General features: G+C 39.5%; 14 protein-coding genes. 8 read left to right on the top strand and 6 right to left on the bottom strand.

Annotated elements, in window-relative coordinates; all coding sequences use genetic code 11:
- The first annotated feature begins 137 nt into the window (after positions 1-137).
- Positions 138-281: a hypothetical protein gene (locus QUB08_RS06160; protein WP_333223934.1), complete on the top strand. Its 144-nt coding sequence runs from the start codon at positions 138-140 to the stop codon at positions 279-281.
- A gap of 130 nt (positions 282-411) precedes the next feature.
- On the opposite strand, the gene QUB08_RS06155 is transcribed toward QUB08_RS06160, so the two are convergent.
- Both QUB08_RS06155 and QUB08_RS06150 read right to left on the bottom strand, forming a co-directional pair.
- A complete protein-coding gene (locus QUB08_RS06155; RefSeq protein ID WP_333223933.1) occupies positions 412-1,932 on the bottom strand; it encodes a tetratricopeptide repeat protein in 1,521 nt (506 codons plus the stop codon).
- A gap of 172 nt (positions 1,933-2,104) precedes the next feature.
- Complete coding sequence (locus tag QUB08_RS06150; RefSeq protein WP_333223932.1) at positions 2,105-3,889, bottom strand: putative capsular polysaccharide synthesis family protein; 1,785 nt, start codon at positions 3,887-3,889, stop codon at positions 2,105-2,107.
- A 50-nt stretch (positions 3,890-3,939) separates the two neighbouring features.
- Here QUB08_RS06150 and QUB08_RS06145 point away from each other — a divergent pair, with 50 nt between their 5' ends.
- The 3 genes from QUB08_RS06145 (at position 3,940) to QUB08_RS06135 (ending at position 8,128) form a co-directional block, all read left to right on the top strand.
- Positions 3,940-4,812: a nodulation protein NodZ gene (locus QUB08_RS06145; protein WP_333223931.1), complete on the top strand. Its 873-nt coding sequence runs from the start codon at positions 3,940-3,942 to the stop codon at positions 4,810-4,812.
- 79 nt (positions 4,813-4,891) lie between these two features.
- A complete protein-coding gene (locus QUB08_RS06140) occupies positions 4,892-6,361 on the top strand; it encodes an FkbM family methyltransferase (RefSeq protein ID WP_333223930.1) in 1,470 nt (489 codons plus the stop codon).
- A 12-nt stretch (positions 6,362-6,373) separates the two neighbouring features.
- Positions 6,374-8,128: a glycosyltransferase gene (locus tag QUB08_RS06135; RefSeq protein WP_333223929.1), complete on the top strand. Its 1,755-nt coding sequence runs from the start codon at positions 6,374-6,376 to the stop codon at positions 8,126-8,128.
- Here QUB08_RS06135 and QUB08_RS06130 read toward each other — a convergent pair.
- Both QUB08_RS06130 and QUB08_RS06125 read right to left on the bottom strand, forming a co-directional pair.
- Positions 8,121-8,306, bottom strand: coding sequence for a tetratricopeptide repeat protein (locus QUB08_RS06130; protein WP_333223928.1), 186 nt, complete (start codon positions 8,304-8,306; stop codon positions 8,121-8,123). The two genes, QUB08_RS06135 and QUB08_RS06130, sit on opposite strands and share 8 nt — an antisense overlap.
- A gap of 31 nt (positions 8,307-8,337) precedes the next feature.
- The gene (locus tag QUB08_RS06125; protein WP_333223927.1) at positions 8,338-9,927 is read right to left on the bottom strand and encodes a tetratricopeptide repeat protein; all 1,590 of its coding nucleotides are present in this window, start codon (positions 9,925-9,927) and stop codon (positions 8,338-8,340) included.
- A gap of 450 nt (positions 9,928-10,377) precedes the next feature.
- On the opposite strand from QUB08_RS06125, the gene QUB08_RS06120 reads away from it, so the two are divergent.
- Both QUB08_RS06120 and QUB08_RS06115 read left to right on the top strand, forming a co-directional pair.
- Complete coding sequence (locus QUB08_RS06120; RefSeq protein ID WP_333223926.1) at positions 10,378-11,313, top strand: glycosyltransferase family 1 protein; 936 nt, start codon at positions 10,378-10,380, stop codon at positions 11,311-11,313.
- 94 nt (positions 11,314-11,407) lie between these two features.
- Entirely contained in the window at positions 11,408-13,444 is a 2,037-nt protein-coding gene (locus QUB08_RS06115) for a sulfotransferase (protein WP_333223925.1), read from the top strand.
- 991 nt (positions 13,445-14,435) lie between these two features.
- Here the strand turns inward: QUB08_RS06115 and QUB08_RS06110 are convergent.
- Together QUB08_RS06110 and QUB08_RS06105 are read right to left on the bottom strand one after the other, a co-directional pair.
- Positions 14,436-15,047 carry a DUF5678 domain-containing protein gene (locus QUB08_RS06110; protein WP_333223924.1) on the bottom strand — a complete coding sequence of 204 codons (612 nt, stop codon included), beginning with the start codon at positions 15,045-15,047 and terminating at the stop codon, positions 14,436-14,438.
- A gap of 303 nt (positions 15,048-15,350) precedes the next feature.
- A complete protein-coding gene (locus tag QUB08_RS06105) occupies positions 15,351-15,503 on the bottom strand; it encodes a hypothetical protein (RefSeq protein ID WP_333223923.1) in 153 nt (50 codons plus the stop codon).
- A gap of 120 nt (positions 15,504-15,623) precedes the next feature.
- Between QUB08_RS06105 and QUB08_RS06100 the strand changes: the two genes are divergently transcribed.
- Together QUB08_RS06100 and QUB08_RS06095 are read left to right on the top strand one after the other, a co-directional pair.
- Positions 15,624-16,649: a class I SAM-dependent methyltransferase gene (locus tag QUB08_RS06100; RefSeq protein WP_333223922.1), complete on the top strand. Its 1,026-nt coding sequence runs from the start codon at positions 15,624-15,626 to the stop codon at positions 16,647-16,649.
- A 280-nt stretch (positions 16,650-16,929) separates the two neighbouring features.
- Positions 16,930-17,706 carry a DUF1698 domain-containing protein gene (locus tag QUB08_RS06095; protein ID WP_333223921.1) on the top strand — a complete coding sequence of 259 codons (777 nt, stop codon included), beginning with the start codon at positions 16,930-16,932 and terminating at the stop codon, positions 17,704-17,706.
- Positions 17,707-17,862: the final 156 nt, after the last annotated feature.

Genomic DNA, 17,862 nt, shown 5'->3' with positions numbered 1-17,862 from the left:
TAATGGTTGCTCTACTTGCACCAATTATTATACCTTAAAAAAACCTCAAATCATTGCATAGCAATCATTTGAGGTTTGGAAAATTCTGAATTCTTTTCAAATTAAATCCGATCGAATATCTGCGGAATGTGGGTTATATGACTCAGGAACAAGTTGAGGCCTTCCAAATAAATATGTTTATAGAAGACCTTGTTTCAACACATATTGGTTACGAAACAGTTAAGAAAAATAAAATTTTTCGTAAGATTTTGGCAACACATCAGCTTGATAAATCTAACTAGGCTTTGACTAAAGTCAATTATTATGACTTTAACTTCAGGGGATGACAAGAAGGCTACAAAGGTTGCTGCATAAGCTTCATAGCCTTCAATCCCTTAGTTATCAAATTAAGTTTCAAGATTATCAAGATTTTCACGCTATTACAGCAAAATATTTATTATCCTTATTATCCTTGTAAACTTTCGGAATCTTCCGCAAATGTTTAGCTAAAGCAATCGCCACACTCATATCATACTGGCGATTCACATCATCTAAAATAATAGGTACATTCCAATTAAACAGATTCAGATAACTTAAAATACCCTTGCGACGATGCTGTGGGGGGCCATCTACTAAGATGAGATGATACTTCCTGTTTCGCAACTCTCGACCTAAAATCTCTCCGTCATACCACATATCATCAACCAAAGGAGCATAAATATAATGGGAATTATACTTATTTAACCAGTCTTGATTATGCTCAATAGAAACCATATTGTAATACTTAGATAGCTCCCAAGTTCCCGTGCCACTCCCTAGTTCTAGTATAGTCGAACCGACAGGGAAAGTTTCTAAAATATACAGAAATAAATCCTCTGAAATCGCCCATCCATTTAGATTATTAACGTCATAAGTTTGCCTGAACTTCTCGTATGGAAAAGAATAGTGAGGATTAATCAAACCCCACTTGCGATAAGCACTGATGGCTTGACTCAACTGCCCCCGTCCGAGAAAAATATCACCTAAAGTATCATAAACGCCATAACAATTAGGCAAAATATTATTAACCTGTTGTAGCAAGTCTACAGCTTCATCAACATTTTTAAAATCACCAAAATTAACCCGAGATTGTGACCCAGCCCTTGCGCCCTTATTATGATTATGATTGAGGTCTTCTAACAAAGGAACTACCAAATCACAGGCTAGCTTTAGCTTTGAATCTAAAATAATTTGCTTTTCATGATGCCAGGTTCTCAAACCCAAACGCAAGTAGTAAGTATCATAAGTGGTATTAAATGGATTAGTCTTAAACTCAGATAAATGTTTTCCAGATGTTGAAATTTCAATATAAGTACCTACTTTTTTATGAATGGAAATGCCTGAGTATGGACTTGGTATGAGTTTTTGATTTTTATCCAAAAACTCAACTTGTATTAAGCCTTGATTATAAGCGGGAGGCTGTTCAGAAGAACTTTGACCAATTATAGAATAACTCCTTAAAGGTTTAACAGGTAAAGTTACCCATCTAGGCTGTTCTGTTAATTCGATAAAATCTTCATTATCTGACAGACAAAAAACGCAAGATTCTTCTTGCTGAATAGCATCAAAAATTTGCTTGTAATTACCATCCAATTCATATAATAAATCTGGCTTAATCCGAATCCCTTGCCTCAAGTAGTTAATTCCTTCATTAAAACAATCTTTTTTAACAAGAACTCGACCCAATTTTATATATAACCAAGCCGACTTGGGATTAATTTCAAGAGCGTGATGATACTCAACGATAGCCTCATCTAAATTCCCCTGTTTAACCAAAGCATCGCCCAAATTATGATAAGCCCAAGCAAAATGGGGGTTAATCTCGATCGCCTGATGATAAAGTGCGATCGCCTCATCTAACTTCCCCGCCCGCTTCAAATGATTAGCCTGCTTTAGCAACTGACCTGCACTCATCGCTTGATTCTCCATCACAAATCCAACATTAACTTACACTAACATAAAGATATGAGCAGATCACGAATATATAGAAATATTATCACAAACAGAATGTACTATGCAATATCCTGATCGAGAAATTCCTTCAATAATATTATTAATTAATCCAAGCAGTGACATTTAAAAGTTTTTATCTGTTAAGATTTCCATAAAAACCCTCAATTTGAGACGAAGTATAAAAATGTTTGGTGAATTGTGATTTTAACATTTTATCCAAATATTCTTCAGAAATTACAAGGTTTTTATTAAAATTTTTAGACAGATTACCGTACCACTTCTGGGAACTAATATTATGGTTTTCTATTTCAAAATCTATCATCCCAGTAAACCCTCGAAGAATCTCCTGTTTTTGACTATCAATAAGTTCAGCTTGCATAATCAAGATATGATAGGACTGATGGAAATAGGTTTTCCATCCCAAAATCGAAAAAGGTTGCGAATAAACATCAAAATTAAAAGATTTATTAAACTCTCGCTCAAACCAACCCAGGGGATAGTTGGAGTTTAATGTCCAAAATTTGTCAATCAGTTCTTCAAAAGTTAACTGCTGAATTTGTTCTCGGGTTAAATGGGGATAATAAATCTCGATATTTTGAAAAAATCCCCCAATATTGACATCAATCGGATTTCTGACCAGTGAAATAACTTTCAAGGGTTTTCCTAACCAATTTTTTAACACAAAATAGCCATCAACACAATGACCCTTGTGCATATTATTATGCAAATAGGTTTCGTCTAAAAAATGAATATCATAGACCTGTAGAGCATACTTTTTTAAAGACATTGAAATAGAAGTTGAACCTACTTTTCCCATTGTATAGACTAAAAATCGCTGCTGATTGGCTTTTTCTTCAATCTTATGATTTTTTACACTTTGAATCCTCGGTTTATAATTTCTTAGTTTCTGCAAGCAGCGGGCTTTTTCATCGTTTAAATTCATTAAATCTGGTCTAAAATTAATACACTTTTCCCAAATCTCTAACGCCGATTCATACTGTCCTTGATTAAATAAATCAATAGCATTTTGTCGCAGACCCCTGAGATATTTTCGACCCGTAAACCTGACTTTATCAATCACTGCTTCAGCCTGAATATTAACTGTAACCTTCGTCGGATGGTGTAGAGGAAAATCAATAGATTGGGTGGGTAAATTGGCAATTTCATCTACTTCCCAAGTTGTATGGGCGGCATCTTCCCCAAAACCAACATTAGAAATTAAATTCTGATTAGGGAGTGCACATAAACCTTGATTAACAAAACAAGTAAACGTCCAAGCCCATCCCCAAGAATTAAAGCCATTATAGGTTAAATCAAAGATTTCCGCCCAATATTGAGCCGATGGGTAATCTCCTAAATAGTCTTGTAACCATTGACTTTCCCGTAGCTGTAGCCATTGTTTCAAACTTCCATCAAAATATTTCCAAGCTCGTTTCCAAGTAGCCCAACCCCAATAAAAGCTATAGGCTGAAAAGTAATAACTAGAATCTGAACAACGGTATCCATGAGTGTTTTCTCCTGTAATTTGAAAAACACGCTCATTATGGCGGTATCGCTCTAATAACTCCTGACAAAATCGAAAAAAACTAAGTTCAGGAATACAATCATCTTCTAAAATAATTGCTTCTTCAACTTGGCTGAAAACCCAATCCAACCCGCTAGAAATCCGCTTTTTACACCCTAAATTAATATCAGAGTAATTTTTATAAACTTCACACTTCCAGTCAACTCGATCGATAATCGCCCGTGTAGCTGCACATTTTTCAATTTCTCCAGGGTGTTCAGGGTTGGGGCCATCAGCAATGACGAATAACTGACAGGGTTGTAATGTTTGAATCACCTCAAAAACCTGCTTGGTTGTATGAGGTCTTTTAAAGATAATTAAAACAATAGGTGTTGTGAAAGGCGGCTGATTCATGGTATGATTACGACATCAAAAAATATTCAAGCATTAGTTAATTTAATGATATGGAGCAGTATATCATCCTTAAAGGAATAGCAGGACTAGGAAATAGACTATCGGCTTTAAGCGCAGCTATTAAATATGCTCAAACCACTAACAGAAAACTAATCGTTGAGTGGAATGATCATTGGTACAGTAGCCATTCCTCCAAAAATGTCTTTTTTGAATTTTTTCAGCTTGTCAATATAGATAGTAGTCTTCAGCATACCTATGATATTCCCAATTATAGCCAAAAAACTGTTGCTCCTGCAATGTGGTTTAATCATTTAACTGACCCTAGCGATCAAGTTATGCAATTTCCTCTTGTTTGGAAATTAAACGATCAATATTTAGGTCAAAAATGTGTGGTGGAATTAGATCGTTCTTACACAGAAGATATTGTCATTTTTACTTCTTATGGAGGATTAGATAGAAAAATTCTGAGTCATCATCTAAAACTTAAACCCGCTGTTCAAAAGATCGTGTGTGAATTTGCTGAAAAATATTTTTCTGAAAGTGTAATTGGTATTCATGTACGTTTTACCGACAAACAACCTAAACAACCTTTAAAGACGGTTTTTCAAAAAATTGATGACCTTTTATCTCTAGAACCTACAGCTAAAATTTTTTTAGCTACTGATAATCCTGATATCATTATTGAATTTAAACTCCGATATGTTAATCATATGCTAGTGAGAAATAAATGGTTCCCCTCCGATCACACACCAATCCATCGCTATCAATCTGGACGAATTCCTGAAGAAATCCTTCTAGATGCTGTTGTTGAAATGTTTTTGCTCAGCCACTGCAAATATTTAATTGCACAAGCTAATTCATCGTTTTCTAGGATATCAACTTGTTATTTTAAATCAGATAGCAATAATATCATGCTTTGGTAATTCATGCTAAAGTTGATTTTCCTCATTCTATCCCCTGATACAATAAATCCAAAACGCATAAAAATTCAAGGCTTCCTGCATGAAACTCGACTTCCTCAACCTCTGTCAACAACATAATATCACCCCACGCGGTATTATCTCCATAGGCGCTTACGACGGCAAAACCCTCAAACGCCTCAACCTCCCCAATACCATTAAAACCCTACTCATCGATGCCAACCCCGCTGCTGTTGAACGACTGCAAGAGAATTTTGTCAATAGTCCCAATATCCAAGTCGTTCAAGCTGCCATTGCCAACCACAACGACACCGTGACCCTGCATCTGACTTCCCTAGAGTCTAGCAGCTCCATCCTACCCTGGCAACAGTACAGCGAAATTTACCCCAATATTAAAGAAACGCAACAACTCACCCTCCCTTCCCGCACCCTGGATACTCTCCTGCAAGAACTGCATCTCTTTACTACAGACTTTAATATTCTGATTCTCGATATCCAAGGTGCTGAACTCCTCGCCTTAGAAGGCGCTACCCAACTCCTCAACACCCTAGATGCCATTTACACCACAGTTCATTATCAAGAACTGTTTAAAGGCGGGGCTTTAGCGGAACAAGTCGATCAGTTCCTCACCGACTACCAATTCCAGCGTGTAGCAGAGGAGACTCCCTACCATCCCGCTTGGGGAGAAGCGTTCTATGTCCGTCAGCCTGTTAGAACTGAGGATGGGGTGCTTCCCCTTCAACCCCTATCCCCAACCTCTCAACTGCTTCAGAAAACCCAACAGGAGTTAGAAACTTTACAGTTACAGTACCAAGAAACTTTGGGAACCTTGGAACAAACCCAAGATCAACTGCAACAAAAAGCAGATAATTTAGCTGAGTTAGAATCTCAACGGGATCAAATATTAGTAGAATTAGAACAATCTCAAACCCAACTTCAACAAACCCAAACCCAACTTCAACAAACCCAAACCCAACTTCAACAATCTCAAACCCAACAGGAACAACTCCAAACCCAACTTCAACAATCTCAAACCCAACTTCAACAAACCCAAACCCAACTTCAACAAACCCAAACCGACCTTAAACAATCTCAAACCCAACAGGAACAACTCCAAACCCAACTTCAACAAACCCAAACCGACCTTAAACAATCTCAAACCCAACAAGAACAATTACAAACCCAACTTCAACAAACCCAAACCGACCTTAAACAATCTCAAACCCAACAGGAACAACTCCAAACCCAAGTTCAACAAACCCAAAAAGAATCTGATCAATCTCGTTCTGAACTCCATGAAGTTCGAGAAGAATTGGAACTCACCCAATTCCAACTGGATGAAGTACAAGTTGAGTTAGAACAATATGTTGCTAAGTTTCATCAACAGAAAGAAGAAATCACCAAACTCCAAATGGAACTGGAACAAACTAAAACCCAATTAACTCAAGTTCAACCCCAACCTGAACCCACCGTTAGCACAAAATCTAAATCAGATAATGCAGCGATAGTCAAACTCTTGGCCAAAGTTCTAGCAGAAACCCTAGAAGATTAGTGAGGAGAGATTATGACAGCTAGCCCTTTATCAATTCTTCCTAATCTTCAACCCACACTAAACTTCACAATTTTTGCAGTCCCTAAACCCTTTCGAGGTCAGATTGGTATTATTCAACGGAATGCAATTCAAAGTTGGTTACACTTGCAACCCCAACCGGAAATTATCTTATTGGGAAACGATGAGGGAACAAGAGAAACTGCCAGAGATTTTGGTTTACGCCACATTCCCAACATCCAACTCAATACTCAGGGAACTCCCCTGTTAAATGATATTTTTTTCCAAGCTTACCAACAAGCGAAATACCCGATATTAACCTATGTTAACTCGGATATTATCTTAACCAGTGACTTCCTGCCAACGGTTCAACAAGTTGCAAACCAATACCAGCAATTTTTAATTCTAGGAAGACGTTGGAATCTGGATATCACTGAAACCTTAAACTTTCATCATTGCCATTGGGAACAAAATTTACGCGATCGCGTTCATCAATCCGGAACCTTCAGTGGCGTTGGAGCCTTAGATTATTTCGTTTTCCCCAAACCTCTATTTTCCCAACTACCAAAATTTGCCGTTGGACGCGCAGGGTGGGATAACTGGATGGTAGGAGAAGCCCTCAAACAGAAGATTCCGGTCATCAATGCCAGTCAATTAATTACCGCGATTCATCAAAACCACGATTACAACCATTTGCCTGGACATCGTTTAGAAGCATTTCAAGGAACCGAAGCACAACAGAATCAAACCTTTCTCCAAGGTCATTTTGCGGGTAATAGTGCCGATGCGACTGTTTACTTAACTCCTCTCTCTCCCAACCACACCCCTAGAGTTAGTGTGATTATCCCCGCCACCAATGTAGAGAAGCAAGATTTTGCATCTCTCCCTCTGCGTCAAAGCATTAACAGTGTTTACCAACAAACCCTGACTGACTTTGAAATTATCGTCGTTGATGATAGTTTTACGCAGGAAATGCGATCGCGACTCAAAGCAGAATATCCCTCCATCCGCTACATCCATCAACCCTCTCAAGGGATTGTAGCCGCCTTTAATCAAGGTTTGGACATCGCCCAAGGGGAATTTGTGACTTTTTTGAATACCTCAGAGGTATTTTTGCCAGAAAAACTCGCCCAACAAGTCGCTTGCTTTGAACAGAAAGCAGGTTCTTTAGAAATGGTTCTCAGTGCTTGGCAAACCCCTTCCGGCAGTAGGAGTCAGGCCATTAATATTGCAGCCTTTAATTCCGTTTTACAAGGACGGGAAGGGTTGCATGGCGTTCATATTTGGATGTTACCAACACTGTGGCAATTCATCCGAACTAACACAATTCTATTTCGGCGCAGTTGGTTACAGCGTTATGGTGGCTTTAACCCCCAACTCTCTCAACAAGCCGCTACCCTTGACCTGCTACTAAATTTATCCTCAAGGGGGGCGGCGGCGGTTTGTTTAGAACAGCCAACAGTTTGCTGTCGAGAACCCCAACCCTATACTCCTGAAACCATCGCTCAAATGGCGCAAGAGTCAGAACAACTTCTGCAAAACTATTTTTCACGCCCCACCGTTAAACCTTGGATGCGTCCCTTGGAGTCCCAGGCCTATACTCAAACATTCCTCTGGCTAGTACGCTTGATGTCAGATATCGGCAATGAACAGCAGAAAGCAAAATTCCTAGGCTGTTATCATTCTTATCTGAAAAGGAGTTTATCAATTGACACCAATGATTTAGATTCGATATCAAAGTCTAGGTTGGGTTCTGCTAAGCTCAAATAGCTTGCTCAAGTTCTAACAACGCTTCTCCTAAATTCCGATAGAACCATAAATGAATCGGTTCGCCCTGCAATTCCATCCCTTTGCGGTAACAATCAATGGCTTCTTTTAAACAGCCTTGACGATGCAATTCTTGTCCCAGCTCCTGATAAATCTCAGGAGCATTATGACGGTTTTTCAATATCTCTTGATATCGAGAGAGAGGCTCTAAATTAACTCCCTTTTTTTTTTGAATTTACACGACCCATCCCTTCATAAGCCAAATCAAAGTCCGGTTTGAGGCTAATTGCTTTTTGGAAATAAGCTAGTGCATCTTGATAATTTCCTTTCTGTTCTAATGCTTCTCCCCAATGTAAATTAATATCGGGAGAATCTGGATAAATCTCACAAGCGCGGCGATAACAACTAATCGCTTCATCCCACTTTTGAAGCATAGCAAAAGTATGACCTAAAACGTGATAAGCAACGGCAGAACCTGGGTTGAGAATATAAGCTCGACGTAAAGCAACAATAGCATTTTCAATTGCGCCTTGTTGTCGGAGGGTTTGTCCTAAGTTTTGATAGGACTCAAAGGAATCAGGATTAAAATCTTGACTGCGACGGTAGGAGGCGATAGCCTCTTCAAATTGGCGTTGTTTGCCTAAAATTTGTTCTAAGCGATTTTCAATGGAACGCGGATTGGCTGGATTTAATTCTAAGGCTTGCCGATAGGCAGCGATCGCTTCTTCCCATTGATAAAATTGTGCTAACGCCTGGCCCAATTCATCATATAACTCAGCCGAACTTGGGTTCAAAGCACAGGCTTGATGATAGACACTAATTGCTTCTTCCAAGTTATGATTTTGTACCAGTGCTTGAGCTAAACCCCATTGATGCTGACTAGAATTAGGATGCAATTCAACGGCTAGACGATAAACCCTAACCGCTTCTTCCCATTCATTTTGTGCAGCTAAAGCTTTTCCTAACTGCTCATAAGCCTCTGCTAAATTAGGATTAAGTTCACAAGCTCGACCTAATGCTGTTACAGATTCCTTCCACTCCTGTTGGTGCATTAATGCCGTTCCCAAATTATAGTAAGCAGTCGCCGAGTTAGGATTTACCTGACAACACCGACGCGAGAAAGTAATGATTTCATCCCATTGTTCCCACTGTTCTAATAATTTTCGTGCTTTTTCGTAAGCTTCTATTAAATTAGGATTGAGTTGACAAGCACGACGATAATGTTTGAGTGCTTCATCAGTTTGACCGCACTGTTCTTGAACTTTTGCTAATGATAAATAACATTCTGACCAATAAGGATTAATCTCTAACGCTTGATGGTAAGCCGCGATCGCCTCTTGCCCTTGGTTCTGTTGCGCGAGAGCCAGTCCTAGATTATAATAGGTTTCGGCATCCTTGGGTTTAAGCTCTAATGCCTTGTGAAACGAAGAAATCGCTTCTACAATATTGCCTTGCTGGGTGAGAGCAATCCCCAAATTCGTGTAAAATTCATAAAAGTTCGGCTCTAAGGCAATGGCTTGTTGAAAGCAACTGATCGCTTGGCTCAAATGTCCGGCTTGCAGTTCCACAGTACCTAAGCGGTCATAGAACCAAGGGGAATTAGCGTTGAGTTCAACAGCTTTCTGATAAGCTGATCTCGCGTCCTCAAAACTTCCCTGTTGACTGAGAGCTTCCCCCAAGTTATAATAAAGCCAGGGGGATGATGGGTTTTCTTGTATCCCCTGCTCATAGCTGAGAATTGCCTTTTCCAACTGGCTTGTCCGTAACTCTTGATTTGCTGTCTCAAAATGGCTAATGCTCATACCACAACTCTCGATTATTTCTAGGATTCAATTATATCATGTCTGCTAGCATTGAGCGTGTCAACAACTTCTCACAACTTCTTGGAGCAGTTATCTATTTCTATCTACGCTGCTCGGCGGTTAAATCTTACCAGCAGCAAGAAGGATACCAGCAGACACAATAACATTATATTGGTTATGGACACTTGAGGGAAGTTGCAAACAGTCACTCAACATTTAGAGATTGAGATGCCAGTCACTCCCTGGTGGTTACCGTCAAGTTTTTACCCCTCTCTATCCGTTTTTAATAACTTTATATATATGCCCTTGCCTTCGGAATTGCCAGAAATAAAAAACAAACTAGAGCGATCGCAGTCGTGGCTACACCAAATTAAAAGCGAGATGGCATCTTGGGAATCGCTAACAACTCTACCACCCTCATCCCCCTTAGCGGAACCCTCTCGTCAGTCGATGTTATTTTACCGAGATTATGGAGGTTTTACAGGTGGGCACTTAAAGGTTTGGGACTATTTTAATCATGTCAAATTTTCCCATACTTATGCTCCTTTTATTTATTTCACACCTCAAAGCAGTTGGGAACCCAACAATCCTTGGTTAAATTCAGATCAAACCGTTATCTTATCTGAACCCCTAGTAAATCCCGCTCTAATTTTTATGGAAGGATTAGATTGGCATTTCCTTGATGAACACTATAAAAATAATTCACCGATTCCGATTATTAATTTAATTCAGCACGTCCGACACGCCTATCCTGATAATCCTCGTTATTCCTTTCTCAAATATAGATCAATTCGCATTTGTGTCAGTCCTGAAATCAAAACTTATTTAGAAGAAACTCATCAAGTCAACGGAGAACTATTCGTTATTCCCTGTGGATTGGATCTGAGTGAACTACCCCAACCTTTAGATTGGGAACAAAAAAATTGTGATATTTTAATTTGCGCGTTGAAAGAACCTATTTTAGGACAACAGTTAAAAAAAGAATTAGAAACAACCGAAAACAAAGTGGAACTTCTCACAGCACAACTTTCCAGAGCAGAATATTTACAAAAGCTAAATAGTGCAAAGATGACGGTATTTCTTCCTAATCAACAAGAAGGAGAGGGGTTTTATCTTCCGGCTTTAGAAGGGATGGCGCTAGGAACACTGGTGATCTGTCCCGACTGTATTGGCAATCGCTCCTTTTGCCTTTCATGGTATAATTGTATCCGTCCAGAGTATCGGGTAGAAAGTTTATTGAATGCAATCCAACAAGCATTACAATATCCTCGAAGTAAAATTCGGGAAATTTTAACCCAAGCGAAACAAACCGCCAATGAGCATAATCTTCTCAAAGAGCGTCAGGCTTTTTTAGAAATTCTCGATAATATTCGGCAAATTTGGTAAGATTGTCTTACCTAAATTCTTTATAGTTTTGATTTACAGTCATCTAAAAATAGAACTCCATAAACCTTTACCTGAAGAAAACCCTTCTAAAATCATGCAAAAATCCAACACCGAACAAAGCGTTTTCATTATCACCGGAATGCACCGTTCAGGAACCTCCTTAACCGCATCTATTTTGCAGAGTGCCGGTATTCACATTGGTCGAAATTTGTTAGGTGCAGATCAGGTCAATATTAAAGGTCATTGGGAAAATATTGACTTCTATGAATTTCACATGAATATTCTTGACTCACAAGGAATCAGTAGTGCGGGCTGGACATTACAGGACAATTTAGAAATTAAGGAAGAATTTATTGAGCGAGCTAAACAAATTATAGAACACAATGCTTTAAGTTCTGTTTGGGGATGGAAAGAACCTCGAACCACTCTCTTTTTAGACTTTTGGGCAAAACTGTTACCAGAAGCCAGGTTTTTATTAATTTATCGCTCTCCTTGGGAAGTGGCGGACTCTCTATATCGGCGAAAAGATGAACTTTTTCAAAGTCAACCAGAATTAGCCATTAAATATTGGCAGCATTACAACCAAAAAATTCTCAATTTTTATAACCAGGAACAAAATCGTTGTCTACTTGCGAATGTTAAAACGATTATTCAATACCAAGCCACCTATATTGATACGATTAATCACAAGTTCAACGTTAATTTAAGTCATCCTGCTCCTACAGCTTACGATCCATCGATGTTGAGAACAGAGGTTTCATCCAATAGTCAGCAACCAACTGTAATTGATTATTACTTTCCTGAAGCCATTGAACTTTATCAGGAACTAGAAGGCAGAGCATGGCATCCTGAACAAACGCCGGATTTTTCTTGGCAAGAATTATTAAAACCGTCTCTCTATCGAACTTGGGCTTTTCAAGATTGGGCGAATTTGCGTCGATTAGAACAGGATAATAAATCCTTGAAAACTCAATTGCACGCACAAGAACCGGAATTGCAAAAATCTCAATCTCGTCAAACTGAATTAGAACAGACAAAAGCCCAACTGAAAACATCAGAAAATCTCCTCGAACAATCTCAATTTCAGTTACATGAAACAGAAAGCGTTTTAGAGAAATCTCAAACTCAGTTACAACAAACAGAGTCCGTTTTACAACAATCCCATGCTCAACTGAATCACAGTCGCAAGGAATTAGAACAGACAAAAACTCAACTTGGTCAAGCTCAATTTGATGTGATGCGTTATCAATCGCAGTTACATCAAACTCAAGAAGAATTAGAATACTATGAACTGCACCGCCAAGCTTGGGAAGAATCGCAATCTAAACTTTATGCAGCCGAGGTAGCTTTAAGTCAATTGATGAATCGGTTACAGAAAACCGAAAAAAGTGAAGAGCGTTTACATATTCAACTACATCAAACTCAAGAAGACTTAGAATACTATGAACTGCATCGCCAAGCTTGGGAGGAATCGCAATCTAAACTTTATGAAGCCGAGGTAGCTTTAAGTCAATTGATGGATCAGTTACAGCAAGCAGAAAAACGAGAAGAACGATTTAACATTCAACGGCATCAAACTTTAGAAGAGTTAGAGCAAACCGCAACTAGACTTAAACAAGAGCAAGAGAATTTTAAAGTGGTAAATCACAAATTTTTACAACTAAAAATAGAGTTAGAAGGAGAGATAAAACAAAAAGAAGCAGAAATTCATCAATGGCAAACAGAATTGAAGCAATCACAATCTCAACTCCACGAACTACAAGGGGAATTAGCTCAAGCTAAAACCTATATTGAGCAAATCACACAACGGCACAAATTAGAGCAAATCGTAGCTGAATCTCCCCAAAAGCAAAGCGAAATCGATTACAATCTGTTAGTTTGGGATGCCTGGAATGCTTACTGCAATGGTCAACTGCCTGTGATGAAGCAGCACCTTCAAAACGCTTTAAAATTAACTAAAACCTCAGCAAGCGAAACAATTATGAATTGGTTAGAGAGTTTTTCTAAATTTTCCGTGGCCAAAGGGTTGGAACTAGATTCGGAAAGTTTAACTAATTCCCTGGAATGGCAACAGTTAATGCGCCAAGTTATGGTGAAAAAAATGACGCCATTGCCTCTGATAAAACATTGACTAGAAACCCCATAAACATTTATCCAAATCTATTGGATAATGAACCTGTAGCCGTGAGGTAAGGGATCTCCTGAGCTTGAGGTGATTGTCAAAATAAAACTTCCCGTGCTACAGGGCAGACAGCCTGCGTGAGGGAGACGCTCACACTACCGTTTTTACCACCAATCCAGGAGAGCCAATCAAACTAAGTTCTGCACCTGAATCAACCAGAATTTTTACTGCTACGGTATTCTGAAATTTCAATAACAACTGGTATTTAGGTTGTCAATTGTAAGATTTTCATATTCTCATTCTGACTGGATAAAATCTGACTGGCTCGACAAACTCGCTTTCAAATATCCGTTCAATTACATCATCTAAACCTGCTCAACTCGGATCGATCGCATCCTTCATCTTTCGATAATCGCGATCGTGACTAATCGCCCCTTTGTTAGTATAAGCTATCCAATCGCCCGATATTTTTTTTAACTCCCGGCGATTAGGTTTATACTAATCATTAGGTGTAGTATATTGTGGTTCCATAATCAAACCACTTTTTTGTATTTTATAAAATCATCTGTGCTTGAGTTAATAATATTTTAAAAAACTAAAAGATACTGTACGCCAGTCGCGATCGGGCTTTGGCACCTCATTCTACTAAATAGAATAAGTTTTGCCCGATCGCCCCAATGAACTCCCAATGAACTCAAGCCGTTGCCTTGCCAAGGATATCAGACTTCAGCCCTCTGAGGATGTTCCCGCAACCAGGTATGATAGATGGGCGATCGCCCCCAAGCCATAAGCCATCGAGCTTAACAATAGATATTACATCAAAAATCAACACACGAAGACGATCGCACTCAAGCGATCGACTTTCCCCGTGCGATCGGGTAAACTAGAAAGGTCGATCGGGTTCCACCCCTGTGCTATTGACTCCGAGGCCAACTTGTGCATTAGAGTGAAGCACTGGACTCGGCACATACAAAATTAACTTAAACTCGATCAAGGCAGTTCACTGCGATCGCCGCTTAAAAATAATCATTTCCTCAGCTTGCTTAAATTCTATATCAAACAAATCAAATACCACCTCTCTGCCCAAAAGTATTTCCTGGCAAAAATCTGTTTGCGCCCAAGCGACAGGCGCAGTAAAAATATGACCATCTAACTCTATTTCCACCTCTCGTAATAAATATTCAATACTGCCACCAACTCCTTCTGCTTTATTATTAATTTCTCCTTCCGCCTTAGCACAGCCTAAATCCCTCCCTAGTTTCTTGGTGATTAAACTGAGTTCAGCGCCCGAATCAACAAGTATTTTAACTTTCACTGCGTTATGAGACTTCATTATTAACTCATACTTAGGTTGCCAATCGTGAGCTTTTAATGTCCTCATTCTCACAGGATAAAAGCGGATAGGTTCTACAAACTCGCTTTCAAATATACGCTCAATTACATAATCTAAGCTTGACAAGCTTGGATCGATACCACTCTTCATTTTGTCATAATCGCGATCGTGACTAATCACCCCTTTGTTAGTATAAGCTATCCACTCACCCCGATATTTTTTTAACTCCGGTCGATGAGCTTTATACCAATCATTGGCTGTAGGATACTCGGGTTCCATAATTAAATCACTTTCTTGTATTTTAGAAAATCATCTATCGTTGGGTCAATGATATCTGTCGCTACAAAATTTTATCAAACATAATTTACTTTTGTCGCGATCGGGCTTTTGTATCCCATTCTACTACATAGGGTAAGTTTTGCCCGATCGCCCCAATGAACTCCCAATGAACTCAAGCCGTTGCCTTGCCAAGGATATCAGACTTCAGCCCTCTGAGGATGTTCCCGCAACCAGGTATGATAGATGGGCGATCGCCCCCAAGCCATAAGCCATCGAGCTTAACAATAGATATTACATCAAAAATCAACACACGAAGACGATCGAACTCAAGCGATCGACTTTCCCCGTGCGATCGGGTAAACTAGAAAGGTCGATCGCATCCCCGTGCCATTGACTCAGGGCATAACTATAGCCTTTCTCATAAAGATGGACTACGCCGAAACCCTGTGTTGTCAAGCTTTTGAAGTTGAACAGTGTACCTCCTCTACCCAAGAACCGCTATAATGTTGACCTCACTCTCACTGAGGATGACCCATTACTAAACTAACGATAAAAAAATAGTTACGGATAGACGCTATGACAATCGAGCAAGACGATAATTTAATCTTGGCGATCGACCATTCGTGTTCTGATGACTGCGGACTCAGAATCCAAGGATGGATTGTGAGCAAGCAAGAAGGAATGCTAGATGAAGTATCAGTGTGCGTGGGAAATACTTGCGTACCAATTACTACATGGTATCCCCGCCCTGATGTGGCCGCAGCGTTTCCCCAATACTACAGTGATAACTGTGGTTTTGTTGTGAACCTGGATGATACCGACAAAGGTCGAGTCATCTTTGAGGCTAAAATTCAAGGAAAAATATTGACTAAAAGCGTAGCCATAGGTGAAAAAATAGAGGCTCCTCATAGAACTATTGTTACAGAAGAAAATGAGGTGTCCAAGCAATATTTTAAGCTCGATCTAGGCTGTGGGTCCAACAAACAACCAGGAACTTTGGGGTTAGATATCATCAATCAACCAGGAGTTGACTATGTAATAGATTTGCAGAATGAGAAATTGCCATTTCCCAACCGGAGCGTAGATTATGTCTACTCTGCTCATTTCTTGGAACATCTGACTCCACCTGCACCCATACCTATATTCCAAGAAATTAACCGTGTTTGTACTGAGGGAGCGCATTTAGAGTTTTGGACACCCTTCATGTGGCACAACGCAGGATTTATTTTCGGACATACGCAATACTATAATGAAGATCACTATATGCACCTGTGCGTATGGTTCTCCGAGTTTTGGGAAAAAGGTCTTGGGGCTAGATGGCTTCTCAAGGAATTCGTATACGTTGTAGATCCAGAAGTTTTAACAGAACTGTACAAGAACAAAGTTCAACTTGAATTTGCTATCAAGTATTATAAAGGTGTTGTGAAAGAATTTGGAGTTATAATCGAAGTTCGTCACGACTATAAAGGACAGACTATATCTCCTAAACGTACCTTTACTACAGAGCGGCATAAAGAACGATACCTGCTCAACTATTTTTCCAAAACGATTGATGAAAACGAGTTGCAGCAAGCAATTAATTGGTTTTCTGGCTCTGAATAGAAAAGGTTTGGCCGATGAAAAGAGGTCGCTCATTTAAGATAAAAATTTGAATGCTTTGAGGTATGTAACTGGTCAAAAAACAAAATGAGAAGTATATCGGGTGCATTGATAAATCTCGCTCTGAGGACTGTGCAATAAATATTACTTCAAAAATAGGTAAACGAAGACGATCGAACTCAAGCGATCGGATAACACCCGCGATCGAGTAAACTAGAAGGGGCGATCGCAATGTCCCCAAACTAATTGTAAATTCACTTAACCTCTAGCAAAACGCAACTGTATGGAAGTCCTCGATTCTTATATAAAGTTAGCACCGAGTAGCCAGAACGCACTGAATATTTTCCAAGGTGAGTGGGCATCTCGATTTGCCGGGAATTCGTCATTAGTAGCTGGAACTGTTCCACTGTTTGAAGATAACCGCATCACCTGGGCTGTTGACCAATTAAAGGGAGTTCAAGGCAAGGATATTGTTGAACTCGGACCACTCGAAGCCGGACACACTTATATGCTGGAAAAACTTGGAGCTGCTTCAATTACAGCAGTTGAGGCAAACAGCCGCGCCTACCTAAAATGCCTGATAGTTAAAGAAGTGATGGGACTGCAAAAAGCACATTTCCTGTACGGCGACTGTATAGAATACCTGCGAACAAGCCAGAGGAAATTTGATGTTTGCTTGGCTAGCGGTATTCTTTACCACATGGCTAACCCCGTTGAGCTAATTTCTTTGATTGCTAAAGCCTCAGACCAAGTATTTATTTGGACTCACTATTACGACGGCGATATTATCCACAACCAACCTCACCTCAGTCCCAAGTTTACGGCGCAAATAGCGACTGAGTACGACGGATTTAATTACACAGCATACCGCCAAGAATATCAAGTGGCGTTAGAGTATGCAGGCTTCTGCGGAGGTAGCAGCGCCTTTAGCCACTGGCTGAGTCGCGAGGATATCTTATCATGTTTGAAGTATTTTGGCTTAACTGACATTCAAGTCAATTTTGAGCAGATCGACCATGTTAACGGGCCATGCTTTGCCTTAGTAGCGATGCGGTCTTGATAATTCCCAATGAATGCTAATTTTTAGTAGAGGTGGGTTTTACCAAAGATATATTGGCTAGGTCAAAAGATAAGAAACCCGCCCTCCCGCGAACCCCACTCAGTTTAAACTGATAATTTGATATTTGTATATAAAAAGTAATCGCAGATATAAGGA

It is taken from the genome of Microcoleus sp. BR0-C5 (genome assembly GCF_036705045.1).
GTDB lineage: Bacteria > Cyanobacteriota > Cyanobacteriia > Cyanobacteriales > Microcoleaceae > Microcoleus.
Note: the sequence above shows the minus strand (reverse complement) of the source record. Positions and strands in the feature narration are given on the sequence as shown.